Annotated in this window: 18 protein-coding genes; 12 read left to right on the top strand and 6 right to left on the bottom strand. The window is 58.8% G+C overall.

Annotated elements, in window-relative coordinates; genetic code table 11:
- Positions 1 to 19 precede the first annotated feature (19 nt).
- Entirely contained in the window at positions 20 to 1369 is a 1350-nt protein-coding gene (locus V6F78_RS07935; RefSeq protein WP_332726939.1) for an OprD family porin, read from the bottom strand.
- 498 nt (positions 1370 to 1867) lie between these two features.
- On the opposite strand from V6F78_RS07935, the gene tauA reads away from it, so the two are divergent.
- The 4 genes from tauA to tauD are packed head-to-tail and all read left to right on the top strand — an operon-like array spanning position 1868 to position 5395.
- Entirely contained in the window at positions 1868 to 2848 is a 981-nt protein-coding gene (gene tauA, locus V6F78_RS07930; protein WP_332726938.1) for a taurine ABC transporter substrate-binding protein, read from the top strand.
- 27 nt (positions 2849 to 2875) lie between these two features.
- Positions 2876 to 3670: a taurine ABC transporter ATP-binding subunit gene (gene tauB, locus V6F78_RS07925; RefSeq protein WP_047296232.1), complete on the top strand. Its 795-nt coding sequence runs from the start codon at positions 2876 to 2878 to the stop codon at positions 3668 to 3670.
- Positions 3667 to 4506, top strand: coding sequence for a taurine ABC transporter permease TauC (gene tauC / locus V6F78_RS07920; RefSeq protein WP_094990171.1), 840 nt, complete (start codon positions 3667 to 3669; stop codon positions 4504 to 4506). Before tauB ends, tauC begins: the two co-directional genes overlap by 4 nt.
- Positions 4507 to 4561: 55 nt before the next feature.
- A complete protein-coding gene (tauD, locus tag V6F78_RS07915) occupies positions 4562 to 5395 on the top strand; it encodes a taurine dioxygenase (RefSeq protein WP_047283354.1) in 834 nt (277 codons plus the stop codon).
- 35 nt (positions 5396 to 5430) lie between these two features.
- Here the strand turns inward: tauD and V6F78_RS07910 are convergent, their stop codons facing one another.
- Both V6F78_RS07910 and V6F78_RS07905 read right to left on the bottom strand, forming a co-directional pair.
- Complete coding sequence (locus V6F78_RS07910) at positions 5431 to 8355, bottom strand: RHS repeat-associated core domain-containing protein (RefSeq protein ID WP_169838843.1); 2925 nt, start codon at positions 8353 to 8355, stop codon at positions 5431 to 5433.
- A gap of 69 nt (positions 8356 to 8424) precedes the next feature.
- Positions 8425 to 9450: an LLM class flavin-dependent oxidoreductase gene (locus V6F78_RS07905; RefSeq protein ID WP_048375100.1), complete on the bottom strand. Its 1026-nt coding sequence runs from the start codon at positions 9448 to 9450 to the stop codon at positions 8425 to 8427.
- Between the two features lie 216 nt (positions 9451 to 9666).
- On the opposite strand from V6F78_RS07905, the gene V6F78_RS07900 reads away from it, so the two are divergent.
- Both V6F78_RS07900 and V6F78_RS07895 read left to right on the top strand, forming a co-directional pair.
- Positions 9667 to 10098: an OsmC family protein gene (locus V6F78_RS07900; RefSeq protein WP_047296236.1), complete on the top strand. Its 432-nt coding sequence runs from the start codon at positions 9667 to 9669 to the stop codon at positions 10096 to 10098.
- 170 nt (positions 10099 to 10268) lie between these two features.
- On the top strand, positions 10269 to 10502 hold the full coding sequence (locus V6F78_RS07895; protein ID WP_047279681.1) for a DUF1161 domain-containing protein: 234 nt from the start codon (positions 10269 to 10271) through the stop codon (positions 10500 to 10502).
- A gap of 3 nt (positions 10503 to 10505) precedes the next feature.
- Here the strand turns inward: V6F78_RS07895 and V6F78_RS07890 are convergent, their stop codons facing one another.
- Positions 10506 to 10925: a PA0061/PA0062 family lipoprotein gene (locus V6F78_RS07890; RefSeq protein ID WP_047296237.1), complete on the bottom strand. Its 420-nt coding sequence runs from the start codon at positions 10923 to 10925 to the stop codon at positions 10506 to 10508.
- 109 nt (positions 10926 to 11034) lie between these two features.
- Here V6F78_RS07890 and V6F78_RS07885 point away from each other — a divergent pair, with 109 nt between their 5' ends.
- Complete coding sequence (locus V6F78_RS07885) at positions 11035 to 12090, top strand: aminopeptidase (protein WP_332726937.1); 1056 nt, start codon at positions 11035 to 11037, stop codon at positions 12088 to 12090.
- Here the strand turns inward: V6F78_RS07885 and V6F78_RS07880 are convergent.
- Positions 12087 to 12728 carry a dual specificity protein phosphatase family protein gene (locus V6F78_RS07880; protein WP_048375103.1) on the bottom strand — a complete coding sequence of 214 codons (642 nt, stop codon included), beginning with the start codon at positions 12726 to 12728 and terminating at the stop codon, positions 12087 to 12089. The genes V6F78_RS07885 and V6F78_RS07880 overlap by 4 nt on opposite strands.
- A 302-nt stretch (positions 12729 to 13030) precedes the next feature.
- On the opposite strand from V6F78_RS07880, the gene V6F78_RS07875 reads away from it, so the two are divergent.
- The 4 genes from V6F78_RS07875 (at position 13031) to V6F78_RS07860 (ending at position 18205) form a co-directional block, all read left to right on the top strand.
- Positions 13031 to 13780 carry a gluconate 2-dehydrogenase subunit 3 family protein gene (locus tag V6F78_RS07875; protein WP_047296243.1) on the top strand — a complete coding sequence of 250 codons (750 nt, stop codon included), beginning with the start codon at positions 13031 to 13033 and terminating at the stop codon, positions 13778 to 13780.
- 2 nt (positions 13781 to 13782) lie between these two features.
- Positions 13783 to 15564 carry a GMC family oxidoreductase gene (locus tag V6F78_RS07870; protein ID WP_169862224.1) on the top strand — a complete coding sequence of 594 codons (1782 nt, stop codon included), beginning with the start codon at positions 13783 to 13785 and terminating at the stop codon, positions 15562 to 15564.
- A 12-nt stretch (positions 15565 to 15576) separates the two neighbouring features.
- Complete coding sequence (locus V6F78_RS07865; protein WP_332726936.1) at positions 15577 to 16845, top strand: c-type cytochrome; 1269 nt, start codon at positions 15577 to 15579, stop codon at positions 16843 to 16845.
- A gap of 934 nt (positions 16846 to 17779) precedes the next feature.
- Complete coding sequence (locus V6F78_RS07860; RefSeq protein WP_047296248.1) at positions 17780 to 18205, top strand: DUF4399 domain-containing protein; 426 nt, start codon at positions 17780 to 17782, stop codon at positions 18203 to 18205.
- A 58-nt stretch (positions 18206 to 18263) separates the two neighbouring features.
- Here the strand turns inward: V6F78_RS07860 and serA are convergent, their stop codons facing one another.
- Positions 18264 to 19493: a phosphoglycerate dehydrogenase gene (gene serA / locus V6F78_RS07855; RefSeq protein WP_047278613.1), complete on the bottom strand. Its 1230-nt coding sequence runs from the start codon at positions 19491 to 19493 to the stop codon at positions 18264 to 18266.
- A 206-nt stretch (positions 19494 to 19699) separates the two neighbouring features.
- Here serA and V6F78_RS07850 point away from each other — a divergent pair, with 206 nt between their 5' ends.
- The gene (locus V6F78_RS07850) at positions 19700 to 21094 is read left to right on the top strand and encodes an FAD-binding oxidoreductase (protein WP_048375114.1); all 1395 of its coding nucleotides are present in this window, start codon (positions 19700 to 19702) and stop codon (positions 21092 to 21094) included.
- The last annotated feature ends 101 nt before the right edge of the window (positions 21095 to 21195 follow it).

The raw sequence follows: 21195 nt of genomic DNA, 5'->3' as shown, positions 1-21195 counted from the left end.
CCTTTGCGCTACGCCCGAATTACAGCAACGGGATCGAGTAGCTGACGATCAGACGGTTTTCGTCCTGATCGCGCTGGCTGGCAATGTCGTTGCGCCACATGGCGTTTTTCCACATCACACCCACGTTTTTCAGCGGGCCTTCCTGCACGACGTAGGCAACCGTGATGTCACGTTCCCACTCGGAAGCGCCATTGCTGGTTTTACCGTTAGCACCATAGGTGTCGATGTTATCGCCGCGCAGGTAAACAGCGCCTGCGGTCAGACCAGGAACACCCAGTTTGGCGAAGTCATACGAATAGCGTGCTTGCCAGGTGCGTTCACCAGCACGGGCAAACTTGGAAATTTGCATGTCAGTGGTGATGTAAGCCGAAGAGCCGTCACCTTGGTTCAGCCATGGGAAGTCGCTGCTGCCGTTACTCACCTGATAGCCACCACCGAAGGTGTGACCTTCAATGGTGTACAGGAACAGGCCGCTGTACAGGTTGTTGGAAACCTTACCTTTACCGTTCTTCGACACACTGTTGGCGTAGTCGCCGTTGCTGAAGTAATCCGAGTCGTAACCGTTTTTACCGTCATCACGGCTGTTGAAATAACGCAGGTCGGTTTTCAACACGCCCGGGCCGATCGACCAGTTGTGTACCAGACCGAGGAAGTTCTGTTTGTAGAACTTGTCCAGGTTGCCGTAGTAGTACTGCAGCAACAGGTCTTTGGTGACTTTGTAATCGGCGCCAGCGTAGATGAACTTGTTGCTGTTGGCGGTGCGAGCGCTCGCGCCCCCAATCGACATCTGTTCATTGTTGCTGGAGTTACGGCCTTTAACGTGTTCGATCTGACCACCGATGAGGGTCAGGTCCTTGAACTCGTTTGAGGTGATTTGGCCACCTTCAAAGGTCTGAGGCAGCAGACGACCATCGTTGTAGGAGATGACCGGCAGTTTCGGCATCAGGGTGCCGTAACGCAGTTCGGTCTGGGAAATCTTGGCTTTGGCGGTCAGGCCCAGGCTGGAGAAGTCATTGACTGCACGACCGTCGCTGTCGGTCGGAAACACCGTGCCCCCGTAGTTTGCGCTGTTCCGATTACCGTGGCGGCCTTTACCGGAATCAAGGCGAACGCCCAATAGACCGATTGCGTCAACACCAAAACCGACTGTGCCTTGGGTAAAACCCGAGGTGAAATCCAACTGGAAGCCTTGGCCCCATTCTTCTTGGTAGCTGGCGTTCTTGAGCGTACCCGAATCGCGGTTGTCGTTATTGATGTAGAAGTTACGCAGTTTCAGCGTGGCTTTGCTGTCTTCGATGAAACCGGCAGCGCCCGCTTGTTGTGCCAACAAACCTACGGCCACAGCCACGGCCAAGGTGGACTTGTTCATTGTCTTGCTCCTTTGCATTTCTAATTTTTGTAGTTCTTTAGCCCCAGATCTGACGTCTCGGTGCTACAGATGCGCGATTAGCGCCAGACAGTGACTGACAAGTCAATCGTAACTTTTCGTGTCTACGACCTTTGTCTAGTCCGCTGTCCTTTGTGCGTAGGTTAATGGCTTTCTGTTAAACCCAAAAAGAATTATTTCTAAAATTATCAGATCAAACAGCTATATACAGCGCCTTTTCCAACGCGCAGGTGAGGGAATGCTATCGGCCTTTGGTCTAATTTCTAAATGGATATTTATGAAGTTTTTAAGTCTGTTTTCTTATAAGGCGATCAACGGATCAGGGACGCAGAAAATCGCCGGATCAGTTTTCGTCACCGCACGCTCAAGCCGAACGAAGAACTTCATAAGCTAATGCTTAAAAGTTATTTATTTAGCGATTCTTAGATCATTTAACCTTGTTTTCTGCCGATATCCGGCCGCCTGTCGAGGAGCTTCATCGTGAAACTGTATTCTCCCCTACGCCTTCTGGCTGCTTTGTCCCTGGCAACGGCCAGCCTCTTCGCACAGGCCGCCACGGATCTCACCGTTGCCTACCAAACCACCGTCGACCCGGCAAAAGTGGCTCAGGCAGACGGCGCTTACGAGAAAGCCATCGACGCCCCCATCAAGTGGCGCAAGTTTGATAACGGCGCAGACATCATTGCCGCTATCGCGTCGGGCGATGTGCAAATCGGCTACCTGGGTTCCAGCCCGTTGACCGCGGCGATCACCCGTAACGTCCCGGTCGAAACCTTTTTGATAGCCACTCAGATCGGCGGCGCTGAAGCGCTGGTAGCGCGCAACGGCTCAGGCATCAACAACCCGCAGGATCTGATCGGTAAAAAAGTCGCCGTGCCGTTTGTATCGACGGGCCACTACAGCCTGCTGGCCGCGTTGAAGCACTGGAACATCGACCCGTCGAAGGTCACGATTCTGAACCTTGCGCCGCCCGCCATCATTGCCGCCTGGAAGCGCGGTGACATTGACGCTACGTACGTATGGGACCCGGCGCTGGGCGCCGCCAAAGAAAACGGCAAAGTGCTGATTACCTCCGGCGAGTTGAGCACGTTCGGCGCCCCGACGTTTGATGCGTGGATCGTGCGCAAAGACTTCGCCACCCAACACCCGGACGTCGTCAAAGCCTTTGCCAAGGTGACCCTGGATGCTTACGCCGACTACCACAATGACCCGAAAGCCTGGCTGGCCAATCAAAGCAACATCGACAAGCTGGTGAAGCTGTCGGGCGCCAAAGCGGCTGATATCCCGTTGTTGCTGCAAGGCAACGTGTACCCGCTGGCCACCGATCAGGCGGTATTGCTGGGCGCGCCCACCACCAAAGCCCTCGCTGACACAGCGGCCTTCCTTAAAGAGCAAGGCAAAGTGGACGCCGTGCTGCCTGACTACGCGCCGTCTGTGAACGCCCGCTTCGTCGCTCAATAACTCACGCTTTTTCAGGAGCCGCCCGACATGGCCTTGTTATCACTGGAGCGCATCAGCGCACAGTATCCGGGGGCTGCCGAACCGGTGCTGTCGGACATTTCCGTCAACCTCGGCCCGCAGCAGTTGCTGGTCGCACTCGGCCCGTCGGGCAGCGGTAAAACGTCGTTGCTGAACCTGATTGCAGGCTTTGTCGAACCCAGCGGCGGGCGTATCACCCTCGATGGCGCGCCGGTCCATGGCCCCAGCGCCGAACGCGGCGTGGTGTTTCAAGATGACGTGCTCCTGCCTTGGCAAGACGTACTGGCCAACGTCGGCTTCGGCCTTGAACTGGCGGGTATCGCCAAGGACAAACGCGAAAGCCGGGCCCGCGAAATGCTCGCGATGGTGGACTTGTCAGGTTTTGAAACACGCCGGATCTGGGAGCTGTCGGGCGGGCAGAAACAGCGCGTGGGGCTGGCCCGTGCGTTGGCGGCCGATCCTCGCGTGCTGCTGATGGACGAACCGTTTGGCGCCCTCGATGCCTTCACTCGTGAGCAGATGCAGGAGCTGTTGCTGCAAGTGTGCCGCCGCACTGCCAAGCCGGTGTTCCTGATTACCCACGACATCGAGGAAGCCGTGTTTCTGGCCACGGACCTGATTCTGCTGGCACCGAATCCGGGACGCATCGTGGAACGCCTGACGCTGGACTTCGGGCAGCGCTACAACGCCGGAGAGTCCGCACGCTCGATCAAGTCTGACCCCCTTTTTATTGAAACCCGCGAACACGTGCTCGAACGCGTGTTTTCGCAACGCGACGCCGCCCGACGGCAGGAGCGCGCATGAGCAGTTACGAACTGGCGAACGACGCCACCCCAACCGCAGCGGCGCACCCGCCGCGTCCAGCCAAACGTCCACTGAGCACACGCTGGATCAGCCTGTTGACGCTTATTACGCTGATCGCCGCCTGGTGGGCCGTGACCGCTGCGGGGCTGATCGAGCCGCTGTTTTTGCCACCGCCGTCCGCCGTGCTGGAGAAAGGCTGGTTGCTGGCAACCCGGGGCTACATGGATTCAACCTTGTGGCAGCACTTGGGCGCCAGCTTGAGCCGCATAGGGTTGGGCCTGGGGTGTGCGATTCTCACCGCGATTCCGGTGGGCATTGCGATTGGCCATAACCGCATTGCGCGGGGGATTTTCGACCCACTGATCGAGTTCTATCGCCCGATCCCGCCACTGGCTTACTTGCCGCTGATCGTGATCTGGTGCGGCATCGGTGAGCTGTCGAAAGTGCTGCTGATTTACCTCGCGATCTTTGCGCCGATTGCCATTGCCACCGCCACCGGCGTGCGCACCGTGGACCCGGCCAAAGTGCGCGCCGCGCAGTCACTGGGCGCAACCCGCTGGCAGTTGATTCGGCATGTGATCCTGCCAAGCGCCCTGCCCGACATTTTGACCGGCGTGCGCATTGGCCTGGGCGTGGGTTGGTCCACGCTGGTGGCCGCCGAGCTGATCGCCGCCACCAGCGGCCTGGGGTTCATGGTGCAGTCGGCCGCGCAATTTCTGGTCACCGATGTAGTGGTGCTGGGCATTCTGGTGATTGCCATCATCGCTTTTGCCATGGAAATGGGCCTGCGCGCCCTGCAACGCAAGCTGGTGCCGTGGCACGGCCAGGCTCACTAACTGTTTCGAACTAACACGACGCTGATCCATCGGCGCGCTGATGAAGAGAATGACCATGAGCCTGACCCTTACCCCGCTTAGCGCTGCCCTCGGCGCGCAGATTGAAGGCGTTGACCTGACTCAGCCGCTGAGCATCGAACAGCGCGAAGCCATTGAACAGGCGTTACTGACGCATCACGTGATCTTCTTCAGGAACCAGTCGATCAACCCGCAGCAACAAGCGCGATTTGCGGCCAATTTCGGCGATCTGCACATTCACCCGATTTACCCGAACATCCCCGAGCAACCTGAAGTGCTGGTGCTGGACACCGCCGTCACCGACGTGCGCGACAATGCGGTCTGGCACACCGATGTCACCTTCCTGCCAACGCCTGCCCTGGGCGCGGTGTTGAGTGCCAAGCAGTTGCCAGCCTTTGGGGGCGACACGTTGTGGGCCAGCGGAATTGCGGCATTTGAGGGACTGTCAGCACCCTTGCAGCGGCTGCTGGACGGGTTGACGGCGACCCACGACTTCACCAAGTCGTTCCCGCTGGAGCGCTTCGGCTCCACCCCGGAAGACTTCGCGCGCTGGGACCAGACGCGCAAGAACAACCCGCCGCTGTCACACCCGGTGATACGCACGCACCCGGTGAGCGGTCGCAAGGCGTTGTTCGTCAATGAGGGCTTCACCACACGCATCAATGAGCTGTCTGAGGCTGAAAGCGAGGCGCTCCTGAAGCTGCTGTTCGCCCACGCCACGCGCCCTGAATACACCATTCGCTGGCGCTGGCAGGAAAACGACGTGGCGTTTTGGGACAACCGCGTCACTCAACATTACGCCGTGGATGATTACCGCCCCAACCGGCGCGTGATGCACCGCGCCACCATTCTGGGCGATGCACCGTTTTGATTCACCGCGTTCGGGCAGTGATGGCACTGGCCCACCTACCACCTGAACCCATGGGGATCGGTCATAAAGGGAAGTGCTTGACGCTTTGACGGCGGCACATAGACCTCTTGCAGCACAAAGTGGGTCGCTGAGGGGGCATAGGCTTTTACTAGCGCTTGAGAGAAGCCCGCAGGCTTAATGGTGAAGGTCGATTGCAGCGGGTAGATGCTTTCGGCCTCATTGACCGGCGATGGCAACTCCATGGCGCGCGCACCTTTGACCGTGAGCATCACAGGGTTCAGGCCCCCCCCACGTGTGTCGTAAGACCCAAGCGAAAACCGCTTGGCAACGCTCATCATGCTGCTGACAGACAGAAATTGCTCAGTGCGCACTATGTCGCCTGTACTGGCTTGTGCAATCAGGGCCTTCAAACCCAAATCACTCACCCCAGTGCCTCTGAAAGCAGTCACCACTGAGGCTCCGGGGTTGCTGCGTATATGCAAATCGAACAGCTCGACAGCGCGTTCGCGGGTCACACTCAACGCGTCACTCATGCCTGATTCAGCAGGATCAAAGGTAACAGCGCCTTCGGGTTGCATGTTTGAGTAGATCGTCTCGATGTCCGCTGTGCTCCAATCGCCAGGGACCGGGTTGAAAAGAGGATTGGTCATCCATCTAGCCATTTCGTTGAAATAACTGGATGACGCAATATACGCCTGCTCCAAGCCCTGCAAGATATTGGCTGGTCTGTTGGCGCTGATGCTCACGGAAGCGTTGTACTTGGCCATTTCTTCGAAACTGAACCCTTGCGTTCTTAATGCGTTGATGACATCCGCGTGCTCACCGCCTGAAAGGCTGTGCCGGAACATGAACGTCTCCAGGGGTTGAAGGTAAACCGTTGGAAAATGCTCGCGCACGTAATGCTCCAAGGCTTGAACGCGGGTCGGCCTGAGATCCGCATAGGCGCCAATCAATCCATTGCGATCAGTTTTTGAGATCGGGTTGTTACCCACCATGACGAAGCGGTTCAAACCGTCGATGGCGCCTGCCGGGTCGGGGTTGATCCAGCGTTGCAACCACGGCGCGTAATAGCGAAATCCGTAGTAATACAGCCCGCTGGCGTCCTGTTCCTTGCCCGAGTAACGAACCGTTTTGAACGTGGCCTGCAACGCCGTCCGGGCCGCCCACCAGGCCGTGGCGCCATAGGGGTAATAGCTTTCCTGCGTGATTAACTGCCCGTGCCCGTCAAGCTCCAGCGTGGTACTGCCTGACAGATCTGCGAGGCTGAAACGACACTGCGTTTGAGCCTCGGGGTCAACCCGACCGCGATCCCACTGCAACACCCTGATCCCGCTCAAACCGGTTTGAACCGTAATGACATTGAGTTGCTCGCCAGTGGCGGTGTCTTCGCGGATCTCAAGCCCCGGCAAATACAGAACCGAACGGGTATGGACCCTGCTTGCGGCCAGGGTCGTGCGCACTTTCTGCACCCGTTGCCCGGCCGCGTCATAGGTATAAGCCTCCTCGTCGTTGCGGGCATCGGTGCGGTGAACCAGCGTGACGCTCAACAGGTGGTTGTTCACGCTCCATTGAAGGGCCTGCCCCCGACCCAGCGACAGTGGGTTGCCGTTGCGGTCAAACGCACTGCCCAGTCCAGGGGTTTGAGGCGTAACGGCCTCGTCGTCATGCAGCACACCGTGATTGCTGGTGCTAGCCACTGCAAAGGTCCGCCGATAGCCGCTGCCGGTCTTAACGTGATGGCGTAACTGGGTCAGGTTGCCCGCCTCGTCGTAGACATACACGTGCCGGTAGTTTCGCCAGACCGTGTCATCTTTCACTCCAAACAGCATGAACGCCGGTAACGCCGGGGAGGGGCTGTTATTCGCGTTTTCGCGCCCCGTTGCATAAGTCAACTGATAGAGCGTGTCGTAAGCGAAGGTACTGACCGGATCGACCTGAGCATTAAACGACCACTGCACCGGCTGCGCGTTGTCGCGGATCCGGGTCACATTGCCCACCCGGTCATATTCATAGTTCAGGTCTTGCAGCGGCGACTTCGCCTCGCCAGCCCGGTAAGCCTGCAACCGCTCCAGACGTCCATCAGGCTGCGCGTATTGCGCCACTGTCATCACATTGTTCGAGGCGCGTTCGGACTCCAGCTGGCCACTGGCGTTGTAGGTGCGTTGATCGATCAGCACCTGGCGGCGCTCACCTTTGAGGGTCAGGGCGTTTTCGAGCAACAACCCATCGATGCCATAGACACTGTGCTGACAATGACCTTTGGCATCAATTTGCCCGATCACCGCCGCAAACACGTCGTAGTGCCAGGCCGTGGTGAAACCCTCAGGCTTCAACCGTGCATCGCGCTCAGCCACCGCTTGCGGCCAGTCCACCACGTGCAGTGACTGACAGAGCCTGCGCTGCTCGCTCAACACCTGCCCTGTCAACGAATAGTGCTCATAACGCAAAGACCCCGAGGCATCCTCATGCCGCACCAATCGCCCGCAGCGGTTGGCGGTCTTGTCCTGTGACGTGACGCTTGCGTAGGTCAGAACCTCGACGCAACGTTCAGCCAGCTCGTCGGCGCCGCGCTCATGCCGTGCGATCAGTCGCAGCCATGGGTCGAACACCTGACGCTGCTTTGCCCCCCTTGAGTCCCAACTCCTGAGCACGTGCCCCGCTGCCCCGCGCAACCACCAGCGACTGCCCGCATCGACGCTGCGGCTAAAGAGGGGGTGACCGCCGAGGCTGTACCGGGTGCTTTGATTGGACTGAGGCGCGGGCGATTGGTCCCGCATGCGGTGCAGGCGCGGGTCCCACTGCTCCAGCAACACGCCCGTTGCGCTAAACACCTGACTATTGATGCGCGACAGGGCCGGGGCGTCGGAGGAGGTTCGGTGATAGGCCACGCGCCGCACACTCAGGCCACGAGGGTCAAAAGCGGCGAGGCTTGGCGTGTGGTGGTGCAAAGAGGAAGGCATGGGCATGACCACAGGTAAACAAGGTCACGCCAGCCTGACGGCCCGATCAAGCCGTCAGGTGGTAGATAGTTATTGCGGCGAGCGTGCCTCTGAGCGTTGCTTCATCACCTGCGCCAGCAATTCATAGGAATGAATACGGTCAGCATGTTCGTACAGGTCGCAGGTGAAAATCAGCTCATCAGCGCCCGTCTGCTCAACCAATACCTCAAGCTTGGCGCGGATCTTCTCGGGGCTACCGACCATGGCCAGGCCGAGGAAGCTCATCACAGCGTCCTTTTCATGCGGCAACCACACACCGTCCATGGTTTTGACCGGCGCGCGCTGCACCAGACTTTGCCCGCGCATTAACGCCAGAATGCGCTGATAGACCGACGTCGCCAGGTACTCGGCGTGCTCATTGGTATCAGCGGCCACCAGCGGTACGCCCAGCATCACGTAGGGTTTGTCGAGCACAGCCGAGGGTTTGAAGTGATTGCGGTAGACGCGAATGGCTTCATGCATCAAACGGGGTGCGAAATGGGAGGCGAAGGCGTAAGGCAAGCCGCGTTCACCCGCCAATTGGGCACTGAACAAGCTCGAACCGAGCAGCCACACAGGCACTTGGGTGCCGGTCCCGGGCATGGCAATCACGCGCTGATCCGGCGTACGCGGGCCCAGGTAGCGCATCAGCTCGGCCACATCCTGCGGGAAATCATCGGCGCTGCCGGAGCGTTCGCGTCGCAACGCCCGCGCGGTCATCTGATCCGAACCCGGCGCACGGCCGAGCCCCAGATCAATGCGCCCAGGGTAGAGGCTTTCAAGGGTGCCGAACTGCTCGGCAATCACCAGCGGCGCATGGTTGGGCAGCATCACACCGCCAGAGCCCACGCGAATGGTCGATGTACCGCCCGCCAGATAACCGATCAGCACCGCGGTCGCGGAACTGGCGATGCCGTCCATGTTGTGGTGTTCGGCAACCCAAAAGCGGTGATAGCCAAACTTTTCCACGTGCTGCGCCAAATCCAGCGAATTGTGCAGCGATTGGGCAGCGCTGCCGCCTTCACGCACGGGCACCAGATCGAGGGTTGAGAACTTGATATCGGACAGGTGTGTCATCAGCCGGCTACTCCTAATGGGACGCAGGCTCAGACGCTCGCCAAAACCTGCCAGTGCTCTTTGCAATATGGGCATATACCCGAGTTTCAATAGCAGGCTACGAAATGAGCTACTAAAAAAGACGATTGGTCTGACAGTATGAACTTTACTCAGCCGACTACCCTCACAACTCCATACAAGGCGTGAAACCTTCACGCCGTTCTTCAGGAGGCACGCATGAGTATTAAAAAGACAGCATCGGCTCATTGGGCAGGCGACCTTAAAACCGGCATCGGCTCCATCTCCACTGAAACCGGCGTACTGCGCGAAGCGCCTTACGGCTTCAAGGCACGATTCGAAGGCGGCAAAGGCACCAACCCCGAAGAACTGATCGGTGCGGCCCACGCTGGCTGCTTCTCGATGGCCCTGTCGATGATCCTTGGTGAGGCAGGGCTCACAGCCGAGAGCATCGACACCACCGCAGAAGTGACGCTGGATAAACAAGACGACGGTTTCGCGATCACTGCCGTGCACTTGGTGCTCAAGGCCAAAGTGCCGGGCGCCACCCAGCAGCAATTCGACGAATTGACCACCAAGGCCAAAGAAGGCTGCCCGGTATCGAAAGTTCTCAAGGCCGATATCACGCTGGACGCCACGTTGCTGAGCTGATCAAGCACGGCACCGCGCCCTGGCCCGCTCCCTCTTGAGCAGGCCAGGGCGGTCTTGGCGATCCCCGTGTGTTTGCCCTGGATCAGTCTGGATTGACGCCCAATGTGATCGAATCATCCCCGCGTGCGTCAATGCATGACTTTGCGCATCGCAATCAAGGGAGTCTCACCATGAAACGTTTCGCTTTAGCTGTTATCTGCTGCGCCATGGCGACCACTGCGTTGGCCGCGCCCAAGCCGTGTGAAGAACTCAAGGCTGAAATCGAGGCCAAGATTCAGGCTAATAACGTGTCGTCCTACACCCTGGAAATCGTGACCAACGATGAAGTCCAAGACCAGAACATGGTGGTAGGCACGTGCGAAAACGGCACGAAAAAGATCATCTACCAGAAGAACGACAACTGATCGCTACGGAATACAGTTGACCAGCCGCTCCTCGGCCACCACCTTGCCCTCGGCGTTAAACAGCCGGGCATAGGCGTTGAAGCCCAGGGAGCGTGCCTGCAACCGATAACGCTGACCGGGCTGAAAATCGGCGTAATCGAGCGTCAGGTAGCACAGCCGTTCCTGCGGGTTGCTGAACTGGCTCATGCCCCCGATAAACACCTCATAGTCGAACCGCACCATGAGTTCATGGCTGCCCGGCGTCACCTGAAAATAGCGGCCATCGGCCGTGCGCTGGTTATCCAGCCGCTCCGCCATCACCAGCTTGCCGGTTTGCGTCTCAAGATCGACCCACGCCATGGCGGGGTTGTGCACAGGCAAGGGCGTGCTGGCACACGCACTCAGCAGCAGACACGCTAGCGCCAACCCGATAAAAGTTCGCATGCTCGTTTCCTTGGCAGTGTGAAGTGCCAGCATAGCGCCTTCACCGCGACTGTGGCGCACTCACCCTCTTAACAGCTAGGCTTGCCGCACTCTTTGACTGGATGACCCGATGACGCCCAGGGCTTGTTGTTTATGGGTGCTGGCTGCACTGACCCTGCTCAGTGGCTGTTCCAGCGTGAACTATTACTCACAACTGGCCAGCGGGCAGTTGCACCTGCTAAAAGCCCGCGAGCCGATCGATCGCGTCATCAACGACCCCCAACGCCCCGCAACCCTGCGCAATCAGCTTGCCCATGCACAGGCGGCGCGCACCTTCGCCAGCCAGCATCTGCTACTGCCTGAAAACGCCAGCTATCGCCTGTACGCCGACCTCAAACGCCCTTACGTGGTGTGGAACGTGTTTGCGACCCCGGAATTTTCACTCGACCCCATCACCCATTGCTTCCCGATTGCCGGGTGCGTTGCCTACCGAGGCTATTACTCATTGGCAGGCGCGCGGGGCGAAGCGGCCTTACAACGCGAGCAACACCGGGATGTCTTTGTCAGTGGTGTGGAAGCCTATTCGACCTTGGGCTGGTTCGACGATCCGATCCTCAACACCATGCTGAACTGGGGTGACGAGCGGCTCGCCAGCGTGATTTTTCACGAACTCGCTCACCAGCGTGTTTACGTCAAAGACGACACAGAATTCAACGAATCCTTCGCGAACTTCGTCGAACAGGAAGGCACGCGTCAGTGGCGTGCCCACCAAGGCTTACCGCCCCCCGATCCACGCGCCACCCAACAACGCGAGCAATTTATCGGCTTGGTTCTGCAAACGCGCCAAGCGTTGCAAACCCTCTACGCGCAAGAGTTACCGGCCGACACCATGCGCCAGCGCAAAGCCCAGACGTTTGAGCGCATGCGCGATCAATACCGCCAATTGCGTGACCAGCAGTGGGCCGCCAATACGCGTTTTGACCTGTGGATCAATAGCCCGATGAACAACGCCAAACTGCTGCCGTTCGGGCTCTACGATCAATGGGTGCCCGCGTTCGCGGCGTTGTTCCAGCAAAGCGGCAACGACTGGCAGACGTTTTATGCCGCCGTGGAACACCTCGCGAAATTGCCGCTGCTGGCGCGCAAAACCGCCTTACGCCAACTGGCCGCACACGCTGCGGCTTAAGCCTTGCCCGGCTTCAGCCAGTTCATCACCACACACGATGCAAATGCACTCGTGCTGCACGCGCCACTGCTCAAGGCTGCACGCAAGGCCGGTATGTCTGCGTTCATCAGGTATTTCGCGCCATCCTTGTAATGCGCATTTTCACCGAAGCCGCCTTGGGTCATTTCTTTAAGCGCCTCTTCCTTGCTCCAGTCCTGAACCACCACGCGGTACATGGCTGACATCAGCCCGGTGCGGTCGGCGCCATGCTTGCAATGCATCAAGACCGGCCCGCGCGCTTGTGCCGTCTGAATGGCGCGCAGCGCAGCCAGTACGTCCTGGTCGTCCACGTGATTGGTGCGATACGGCAGCTGCACCTGAGTCACGCCGGGGGTTTTCAGCCACGTGCTGTCGGCCTCGGGCAGAAAATTGATCACCGTCGCAATCTGCAACGTTTCCAGCAGCGGCTGCGCATGGCTGTCGGGCAAGGCGCTGCGGTAGAGCGTGGGCGACATTTGATACAGGTTGTACTGCGTGGCAACAGGCTGGGCCCATTGCACAGGGCGAGACGCAGGATGTTCATCCGCCTGCGCCTGTGGCAGCGCCGCCAACGTCAGGAATATCAGGCACAGCGCAGGGAGAATCCGATGTTTCGCCATATCAGTTCGACCGTTTTTATAAAGATCAGAAAAAGTGGGGCGAGGGTGGATCAGCCGCAATCAAAACGCTGTGAGCCGCTTGTCAAAAAAACGTGAAGCCCGCAATTGCCCGGATTTAATTGCCGCGGGGTGCGGCAAAATTACGCATGAAACGATTCACCTAGGTCATTGGCCTGTTAGAATTTGTAACCAATGTTTGCCTGCGCGTTCTTTTTCCCGGTCGAAGCCGACCCGTGCCGCCTGCCAAAACGAAAAGCTGCCGCTGAGCAGCTGTCATCCGTGAATGCCTGATGAGGTGCCTCATGTCTGAACAAGACAACCCGCGGCGTGAGTTTCTGCGCAAAACCCTGACCCTGATTCCCGTGGTGACTGTCGCCAGCACCAGCCTTGGCGGCTCAGTGCTGATGGCCTCGGCCAGCGTCGATGCCAACGCCGCGGCTCGCGAAGGGCGCTCGCCCGCGCCGGCTGCCGGCAATGCGTACGAACCCACCTACTTCACCGCCCAAGAGTGGGCATTTGTGCAGGCCGCCGTGGCGCGCTTGATTCCAACTGACGAACAAGGCCCCGGCGCACTGGAAGCCGGTGTGCCGGAATACATCGACCGCCAGATGAACACGCCTTATGCCAGCGGCGCGCTGTGGTTCATGCAAGGCCCGTTCAATGCTGATGCCCCGGCCGAGATGGGCTGGCAGAGCAAACTGGTCCCCAATCAGATTTATCGCCTGGGCATTGCTGCCACGGATGAACACTGCAAAAAGGTCTACGGCTCAGTATTTGCTGGGCTAGACAGCGCTACCCGAGACACCGTGCTCTCGCAGCTGGAAGCAGGCACCCCGCAATTGGAGAGTGTCCCGGCGAAGATGTTCTTCAGTTTGCTGCTGCAAAACACCAAGGAAGGGTTCTTCTGCGACCCGATTCACGGTGGCAACAAAGGCATGATCGGCTGGACCCTGATCGGCTTCCCCGGCGCCCGCGCCGACTTCATGGACTGGGTAGAACGCAATGAGCAGTACCCCTTCCCGGCTGTATCGATCCGCGGCGAGAGGGCCTGAGCATGACCGTTATGAAAAAAGTGGACGCCGTGATTGTAGGTTTCGGCTGGACAGGCGCGATCATGGCCAAGGAGCTGACCGAAGCGGGACTGAACGTGGTAGCCCTTGAGCGCGGCCCGATGCAGGACACGTACCCGGATGGCAATTACCCGCAGGTCATCGACGAACTCACCTACAGCGTGCGCAAAAAGCTCTTCCAGGATGTGTCGAAAGAAACCGTCACCATACGCCACAGCGTGAACGACGTCGCACTGCCGAACCGCCAGTTGGGTGCCTTCCTGCCCGGCAACGGGGTGGGCGGTGCCGGTTTGCACTGGTCAGGCGTGCATTTCCGTGTCGACCCGATCGAACTGCGCCTGCGCAGCCATTACGAAGAGCGTTACGGCAAACACTTCATCCCCAAGGACATGACCATCCAGGACTTCGGCGTGAGCTATGAAGAACTGGAGCCGTTTTTCGATTACGCCGAAAAAGTCTTCGGCACCTCGGGACAGGCCTGGACCGTCAACGGGCAGTTAGTGGGTGAAGGCAAAGGCGGCAACCCGTATGCGCCGGATCGCTCAAATCACTTCCCGCTGGAATCGCAGAAAAACACCGTTTCTGCACAACTGTTTCAGAAAGCCGCCAATGAAGTGGGCTACAAACCCTACAACCTGCCTTCAGCCAACACCTCGGGGCCGTACACCAACCCCTATGGCGCGCAGATGGGGCCGTGCAACTTCTGCGGCTTTTGCAGCGGCTATGTCTGCTACATGTATTCCAAAGCCTCGCCCAACGTGAACATCCTGCCCGCGCTCAAGCAGGTGCCCAACTTTGAACTGCGCCCCAACGCGCACGTGATTCGCGTCAACCTCGACAGCGACAAAACCAAAGCCACGGGCGTTACCTACATCGACGCCCTGGGCCGCGAAATCGAACAGCCCGCCGACCTGGTGATTCTGGGCGCGTTCCAGTTCCACAACGTGCGTTTGATGCTGCTCTCGGGCATCGGCAAACCTTACGACCCGATCACCAATGAAGGTGTGGTGGGCCGTAACTTTGCCTACCAGAACATGGGCACCATCAAGGCGTACTTCGACAAAGACGTGCACACCAACAACTTTATCGGTGCGGGCGGCAATGGCGTGGCGATTGATGACTTCAACGCCGACAACTTCGATCACGGGCCGCACGGTTTCGTGGGTGGCTCCCCCATGTGGGTCAACCAGGCCGGGAGCCGTCCGATTGCCGGCACGTCCAACCCGCCAGGCACCCCGGCGTGGGGCAGCGCGTGGAAGAAAGCCACCGCCGATTACTACACCCACCAAGTGTCCATGGACGCTCACGGCGCACATCAGTCTTACCGTGGCAACTACCTGGATCTCGACCCGATTTACCGCGATGCCTACGGCCAGCCCTTGCTGCGCATGACATTCGACTGGCAAGAAAACGATATCAAGATGAACCGCTTCATGATGGAAAAAATGGGCAAGATCGCCCAGGCAATGAACCCGAAGGCCATCGCCCTGCTGGGCAAAAAAGTCGGTGACCACTTCAACACGGCGTCCTATCAGACCACCCACCTTAACGGTGGAGCAATCATGGGCACCGACCCGAAAACCAGTGCGCTGAACCGCTATTTGCAGAGCTGGGATGTGCATAACGTGTTCGTACCGGGCGCGTCAGCCTTCCCGCAGGGCTTGGGCTACAACCCGACCGGGCTGGTAGCGGCACTGACCTACTGGTCGGCGCGGGCCATTCGCGAGCAGTACCTGAAAAACCCCGGCCCGCTGGTTCAGGCATAAGGAGCGATGACCATGAAAGCACTTGTTATCGCAACCTTCGGGCTGCTGGGCAGCGTCTCGGCCATGGCCGCCGGGGCAGATCCGCAGGCCTTGATCCGGCAGGGCGAGTATCTGGCGCGCGCCGGGGACTGCGTGGCCTGCCATACCGCCAAGGACGGCAAGCCGTTCGCGGGCGGCCTGCCGATGGAAACCCCGATTGGCACGATCTACTCGACCAACATCACGCCAGACAAGAGCGGCATCGGCGATTACAGCTTTGAGGACTTCGACAACGCCGTGCGCCATGGCATTGCGCAAAACGGCAGTACCCTGTACCCGGCGATGCCCTACCCGTCCTACGCCCGGGTGAATCAGGCGGACATGCAAGCGCTGTATGCCTACTTCATGAAAGGCGTGGCGCCCGTCAAGCAAGCGAACAAACCGGTGGATATCCCGTGGCCCATGAGCATGCGCTGGCCGCTGGCCATGTGGCGCTGGACCTTTGCGCCCGCCGTGCACGATTTCACCCCCGTCGCGGGCCAAGATCCGGTGCTCAGCCGTGGCGCGTACCTGGTAGAAGGCCTGGGCCATTGCGGCGCATGCCACACCCCGCGCGCCCTGACCATGCAGGAAAAAGCATTGAGCGCCACAGACGGCAGCACCTTCCTCTCGGGCAGTGCGCCGCTGGAAGGCTGGATCGCCAAAAACCTGCGCGGCGACCACAAGGACGGCCTTGGCAGCTGGGACGAAACGCAGTTGGTGCAGTTCCTGAAAACCGGGCGCAGTGATCGCAGTGCGGTGTTTGGCGGGATGAGTGACGTGATCGTTCACAGCATGCAGTACATGTCTGATGCCGACCTGACGGCAATCGCACGTTACTTGAAGTCTTTGCCTGCGGTGGATTCAACCGACAAACCCCATCAGTACGACCCGGCCGTGGCCGACGCACTGTGGAACGGCGACGACAGCAAACGCGGTGCGGCGGTCTACATCGACAACTGCGCCGCGTGCCATCGCACCGATGGTCATGGCTATACCCGCGTGTTCCCGGCGCTGGCGGGCAACCCGGTGTTGCAGTCCGAAGACCCGACCTCGTTGATCCATATCGTGCTCAAGGGCGGGACACTCCCGGCGACACACACCGCGCCGTCGACCTTCACCATGCCCGCCTTCGACTGGCGCTTGTCGGATCAGGAAGTGGCCGATGTGGTCAATTTCATCCGCACCAGCTGGGGCAACAGAGGGGCGGACGTCAACGCGTCTGATGTGAAAAGCATGCGCGACTCATCCACACACCCATGATGTATCGGGCGCCACGGCCGCTGTCAAGCAGCGGCCGCGGGGCGAAGGTGAGATCTACCCGGGTCAAACCACGGGTGGCGCAGGACACATCTTCCCGAACAGCCAATTTTTTATGGCGTTCGATGGGAACAACGGGGGGAAATCGCACTGCATCCGGGTTAAACCGAAGTGGCCGAAGACCGATGTCTATATCGGGGAAAAGGGGGCTATCGATAGCCGAACGGATGGCAAGCTCATTGAAGCATGCGGGCCTCTGCCCAAATAGAACACGCCGAGAACCTGGTCTTTCGTATGACGTGATGACGCAGTATCCGATCTATACGCACCCGCTCTAACGTCAATAAACGGCGTTGGCGATCGATCTTCACCTTCACGTTTTCCAGCCCCTTCTGACCGCCACTGTTCTCAACGAACCCGCCAACCTTCAGCCCGTATCAGCAGGGGCAAGCCCAGTTGAGTGCTTTCCAGCAAAAGCTAATTGATCAAATGGCGGCCACTGCAGGTCTAAGCACTATGATTGATTGCAACATCGTATGTCCCGCTTTCAATCCCCGACAGCAACTGGTTGCCGTTCGTGATCAGGTTGAGGCCTGCACCTGCTGCGTTTGCGCCAACCGTTGGCCCGGCTCAACCTCAAACCCGGTCAGGTGCCCGGCCTGCCTGAAGATTCACGGCGGCGTGTCTGCGTCGAGGGCGGTGCGCGATTCGCACCGGTGGCTAACGTCATCGATCAACGCGGCGTGAGCCAAAGGGCTCATCCGTGGCAATAACAGCATCAGGCCTGGCAGAAGGCGCAGGGTCACTGGGTTGAACAGGATGCAAGCGATTCGCAATAAAGGTTCGCTTTGCTTTATGTTGGTCCGCTGCGGGTTGGACAGCACTGCGATTGGACGCTGTCTTAACCCCATGAATTTTGTGAAAAACGGAGAGAAAAATGAAAAGTTTACTGTCTCGCGCTGCACTGGCTTCAGTTCTGATGGGCGCTTCGGTCATGGCCATGGCGGCCACCCCGGCACCCGAAGGCGCAAAAGTTTCGATCATTTCCCCGGCTGACGGCGCCACAGTGGATAAAACCTTCACAGTCAAATTCGGCGTTGAAGGCATGAAGCTGGCACCTGCTGGCGACCAGACACCCAACACCGGCCATCACCACCTGCTGATCGACGTTGACCAGCCCATTGCTGCGGGCCAAGTGATCCCGGCAGACGCCAACCACGTGCATTTCGGCAAGGCGCAGACTGAAGCTGAAGTCACCCTCGCGCCCGGCAAGCACACCTTGCAGCTGGAGTTGGCAGACAAGAACCACATGACCTTCGAACCGGTGATCGTGTCGAAGAAGATCACGGTTAACGTGAAGTAACTTTACGGGCGGCACAAAAAAGGAGACCCGAAGGTCTCCTTTTTTAGTAGCGCGCGACTTAGAACAGTACGCGGCAACGGATGGTGCCGGTGATGCTTTGCAGCTTCTCTTGCGCCAAGTCCGAGGACTCGGCGTCGACGTCGATCACCACGTAACCAACTTTCTCGTTGGTTTGCAGGAACTGACCGGAAATGTTGATGCCGTTTTCTGCAAAGACCTTGTTGATCTCGCTCATCACACCCGGAATGTTCTGGTGGATGTGCAGCAAACGGTGCTTGCCAGGGTGAGCCGGCAATGCCACTTCGGGGAAGTTGACGGAGGACACCGACGTACCGTTGTCGCTGTACTTGACCAGCTTCTCTGCCACTTCCAGACCGATGTTGGCTTGCGCTTCAGCGGTAGAACCGCCGATGTGCGGGGTCAGGATCACGTTGTCCAGGCCGCGCAGTGGGCTTTCGAACTCTTCGTCGTTGGAACGCGGCTCGACCGGGAACACGTCGATGGCGGCGCCGATCAGGTGTTTGTCCTTGATCGCGTCAGCCAGGGCGTCCAACTCGACCACGGTGCCACGTGCGGCGTTGATCAGAATGCCGCCCTTTTTGATGGCGCGGATTTCTTTCTCACCGATCATCCACTGAGTGGCGGCGGTTTCAGGCACGTGCAGGGTCACGATGTCGGACATGCCCAGCAGTTCGTGCAGGTTGCCCACTTGCGTGGCGTTACCCAACGGCAGCTTAGTCACGGTGTCGTAGAAGAAGACCTGCATGCCCAGGCCTTCAGCCAGTACCGACAGCTGTGTGCCGATCGAACCATAACCGACGATACCCAGCTTTTTGCCGCGGATTTCGAAGGAGTTGGCAGCGCTTTTGATCCAGCCACCACGATGGCAGGAAGCGTTTTTCTCAGGGATGCCACGCAGCAACAGGATCGCTTCAGCCAACACCAACTCGGCCACCGAACGGGTGTTGGAGTAAGGGGCGTTGAAAACAGCGATACCGCGTTCGCGAGCAGCGTTGAGGTCGACCTGGTTGGTACCGATGCAGAAACAGCCAACAGCCACCAACTTCTTGGCGCAATCGAACACTTCTTCGGTCAGTTGAGTGCGAGAACGGATGCCGATGAAATGGGCATCAGCGATCTTTTCCTTCAGCTGATCTTCAGGCAAGGAACTGGTGATGTACTCAATGCTGGTGTACCCGGCGGACTTGAGAACATCAACAGCGGATTGGTGGACGCCTTCCAGAAGAAGGAACTTGATCTTGCTCTTATCGAGAGAAGTCTTGCTCATCTGCGTAAACCTGTGTCCCAGAGAAAAATGGCAGGGAAGTGGACAGCCTGAGCTGACCTGGCCGGCGTGAAGACCGGCACCGAGAATCGTCCTACGGCTCGATTCTACGGGGGGCCCGTATGCTAGCATAAGCGCCCCGCTAAACACCCATTCCTGCGACGTGAAGCGTTCTCAGGATGACCATGAATTGTTCGAGAGTTCTGTTGATGACCCATCCTGCCTTGATTGATGAGCTAAAGACCCTGGTAGAGCCTGGCAAGGTTCTCACCGACGCCGATTCCCTCAATGCTTATGGCAAGGACTGGACCAAGCATTTCGCCCCCGCGCCGCTGGCCATCGTGTTCCCGAAAACCACTGAACAGGTGCAGGCCATCGTGCTGTGGGCCAACGCCCATCACGTCGCGCTGGTGCCGTCGGGCGGCCGTACCGGTTTGTCGGCCGCAGCCGTGGCGGCCAATGGCGAAGTGGTGGTGTCCTTCGACTATATGAACCAGGTGCTGGACATCAACCTGACCGACCGCACCGTGGTGTGCCAGCCGGGCGTGGTCACTGAGCACTTGCAGAACCTCGCTGAAGAAAACGGTCTGTATTACCCGGTGGACTTCGCCTCGGCAGGTTCCAGCCAGATTGGTGGCAATATCGGCACCAATGCCGGCGGGATCAAGGTGATTCGCTACGGCATGACCCGCAATTGGGTCGCGGGCATGAAAGTGGTCACCGGCAAGGGCGACATACTCGAACTGAACAAAGACCTGATCAAAAACGCCACCGGTTATGACATGCGCCAGCTGTTCATCGGAGCCGAAGGCACGCTGGGCTTTGTGGTCGAAGCCACCATGCGCCTGGACCGTGCGCCCAAGAACCTGACCGCCATGGTGCTGGGTACGGCCGACTTCGATTCGATCATGCCCGTGCTGCATGCCTTCCAGAGCAAGCTGGACCTGACAGCATTCGAGTTCTTCTCTGACAAGGCTCTGGCCAAGGTCATGGCGCGTGGCGATGTGCCTGCAGCGTTTGACACCGAGTGCCCGTTCTACGCGCTGCTGGAATTCGAAGCGACCACCGAAGAAGTGGCCAATGCCGCGCTGGAAACCTTCGAGCACTGCATGGAACAAGGCTGGGTGCTGGACGGCGTGATGAGCCAGAGCGAAACCCAGCTGCAAAACCTGTGGAAACTGCGCGAGTACATCTCCGAGACCATTTCCCACTGGACACCGTACAAAAACGATATCTCGGTGACGGTTTCAAAAGTCCCGGCGTTCTTGAAAGAAATTGACGCGATCGTCGGCGAACACTACCCGGACTTCGAAATTGTCTGGTTCGGCCACATTGGCGACGGCAACCTGCATTTGAACATCCTCAAGCCTGAAAACCTGAGCAAGGACGAGTTCTTCGCCAAGTGCGCGACCGTCAACAAGTGGGTGTTTGAAACCGTCGAGAAGTACAACGGTTCGATCTCGGCCGAGCACGGCGTGGGCATGACCAAGCGTGATTACCTGACATACAGCCGCTCGCCGGTCGAAATCGAGTACATGAAGGCCATCAAGGCTGCCTTCGACCCCAACGGCATCATGAACCCGGGCAAGATTTTCGCGATTTAATCAGCGGCACCACAGCGGTCGTCGCTGCCGAACGGTGGTTCTACCACCTGCATCACTGAAGGCCGCGTGCATGGGGCCTTCAGGGGCAACATCGGCATCGA

This window comes from Pseudomonas sp. ESBL9, assembly GCF_036668715.1.
GTDB classification, from domain to species: domain Bacteria; phylum Pseudomonadota; class Gammaproteobacteria; order Pseudomonadales; family Pseudomonadaceae; genus Aquipseudomonas; species Aquipseudomonas lundensis.
This window is presented reverse-complemented; position numbering and strand designations above follow the sequence as displayed.

Excerpts from the sequence above, each read along its gene's own strand:
- V6F78_RS07935 (WP_332726939.1), bottom strand. The coding sequence starts at position 1,369 with ATGAACAAGTCCACCTTGGCCGTGGCTGTGGCCGTAGGTTTGTTGGCA.
- tauB (WP_047296232.1), top strand. The coding sequence starts at position 2,876 with ATGGCCTTGTTATCACTGGAGCGCATCAGCGCACAGTATCCGGGGGCT.
- tauC (WP_094990171.1), top strand. The coding sequence starts at position 3,667 with ATGAGCAGTTACGAACTGGCGAACGACGCCACCCCAACCGCAGCGGCG.
- tauD (WP_047283354.1), top strand. The coding sequence starts at position 4,562 with ATGAGCCTGACCCTTACCCCGCTTAGCGCTGCCCTCGGCGCGCAGATT.
- V6F78_RS07910 (WP_169838843.1), bottom strand. The coding sequence starts at position 8,355 with ATGCCTTCCTCTTTGCACCACCACACGCCAAGCCTCGCCGCTTTTGAC.
- V6F78_RS07905 (WP_048375100.1), bottom strand. The coding sequence starts at position 9,450 with ATGACACACCTGTCCGATATCAAGTTCTCAACCCTCGATCTGGTGCCC.
- V6F78_RS07900 (WP_047296236.1), top strand. The coding sequence starts at position 9,667 with ATGAGTATTAAAAAGACAGCATCGGCTCATTGGGCAGGCGACCTTAAA.
- V6F78_RS07895 (WP_047279681.1), top strand. The coding sequence starts at position 10,269 with ATGAAACGTTTCGCTTTAGCTGTTATCTGCTGCGCCATGGCGACCACT.
- V6F78_RS07890 (WP_047296237.1), bottom strand. The coding sequence starts at position 10,925 with ATGCGAACTTTTATCGGGTTGGCGCTAGCGTGTCTGCTGCTGAGTGCG.
- V6F78_RS07885 (WP_332726937.1), top strand. The coding sequence starts at position 11,035 with ATGACGCCCAGGGCTTGTTGTTTATGGGTGCTGGCTGCACTGACCCTG.
- V6F78_RS07880 (WP_048375103.1), bottom strand. The coding sequence starts at position 12,728 with ATGGCGAAACATCGGATTCTCCCTGCGCTGTGCCTGATATTCCTGACG.
- V6F78_RS07875 (WP_047296243.1), top strand. The coding sequence starts at position 13,031 with ATGTCTGAACAAGACAACCCGCGGCGTGAGTTTCTGCGCAAAACCCTG.
- V6F78_RS07870 (WP_169862224.1), top strand. The coding sequence starts at position 13,783 with ATGACCGTTATGAAAAAAGTGGACGCCGTGATTGTAGGTTTCGGCTGG.
- V6F78_RS07865 (WP_332726936.1), top strand. The coding sequence starts at position 15,577 with ATGAAAGCACTTGTTATCGCAACCTTCGGGCTGCTGGGCAGCGTCTCG.
- V6F78_RS07860 (WP_047296248.1), top strand. The coding sequence starts at position 17,780 with ATGAAAAGTTTACTGTCTCGCGCTGCACTGGCTTCAGTTCTGATGGGC.
- serA (WP_047278613.1), bottom strand. The coding sequence starts at position 19,493 with ATGAGCAAGACTTCTCTCGATAAGAGCAAGATCAAGTTCCTTCTTCTG.
- V6F78_RS07850 (WP_048375114.1), top strand. The coding sequence starts at position 19,700 with ATGACCCATCCTGCCTTGATTGATGAGCTAAAGACCCTGGTAGAGCCT.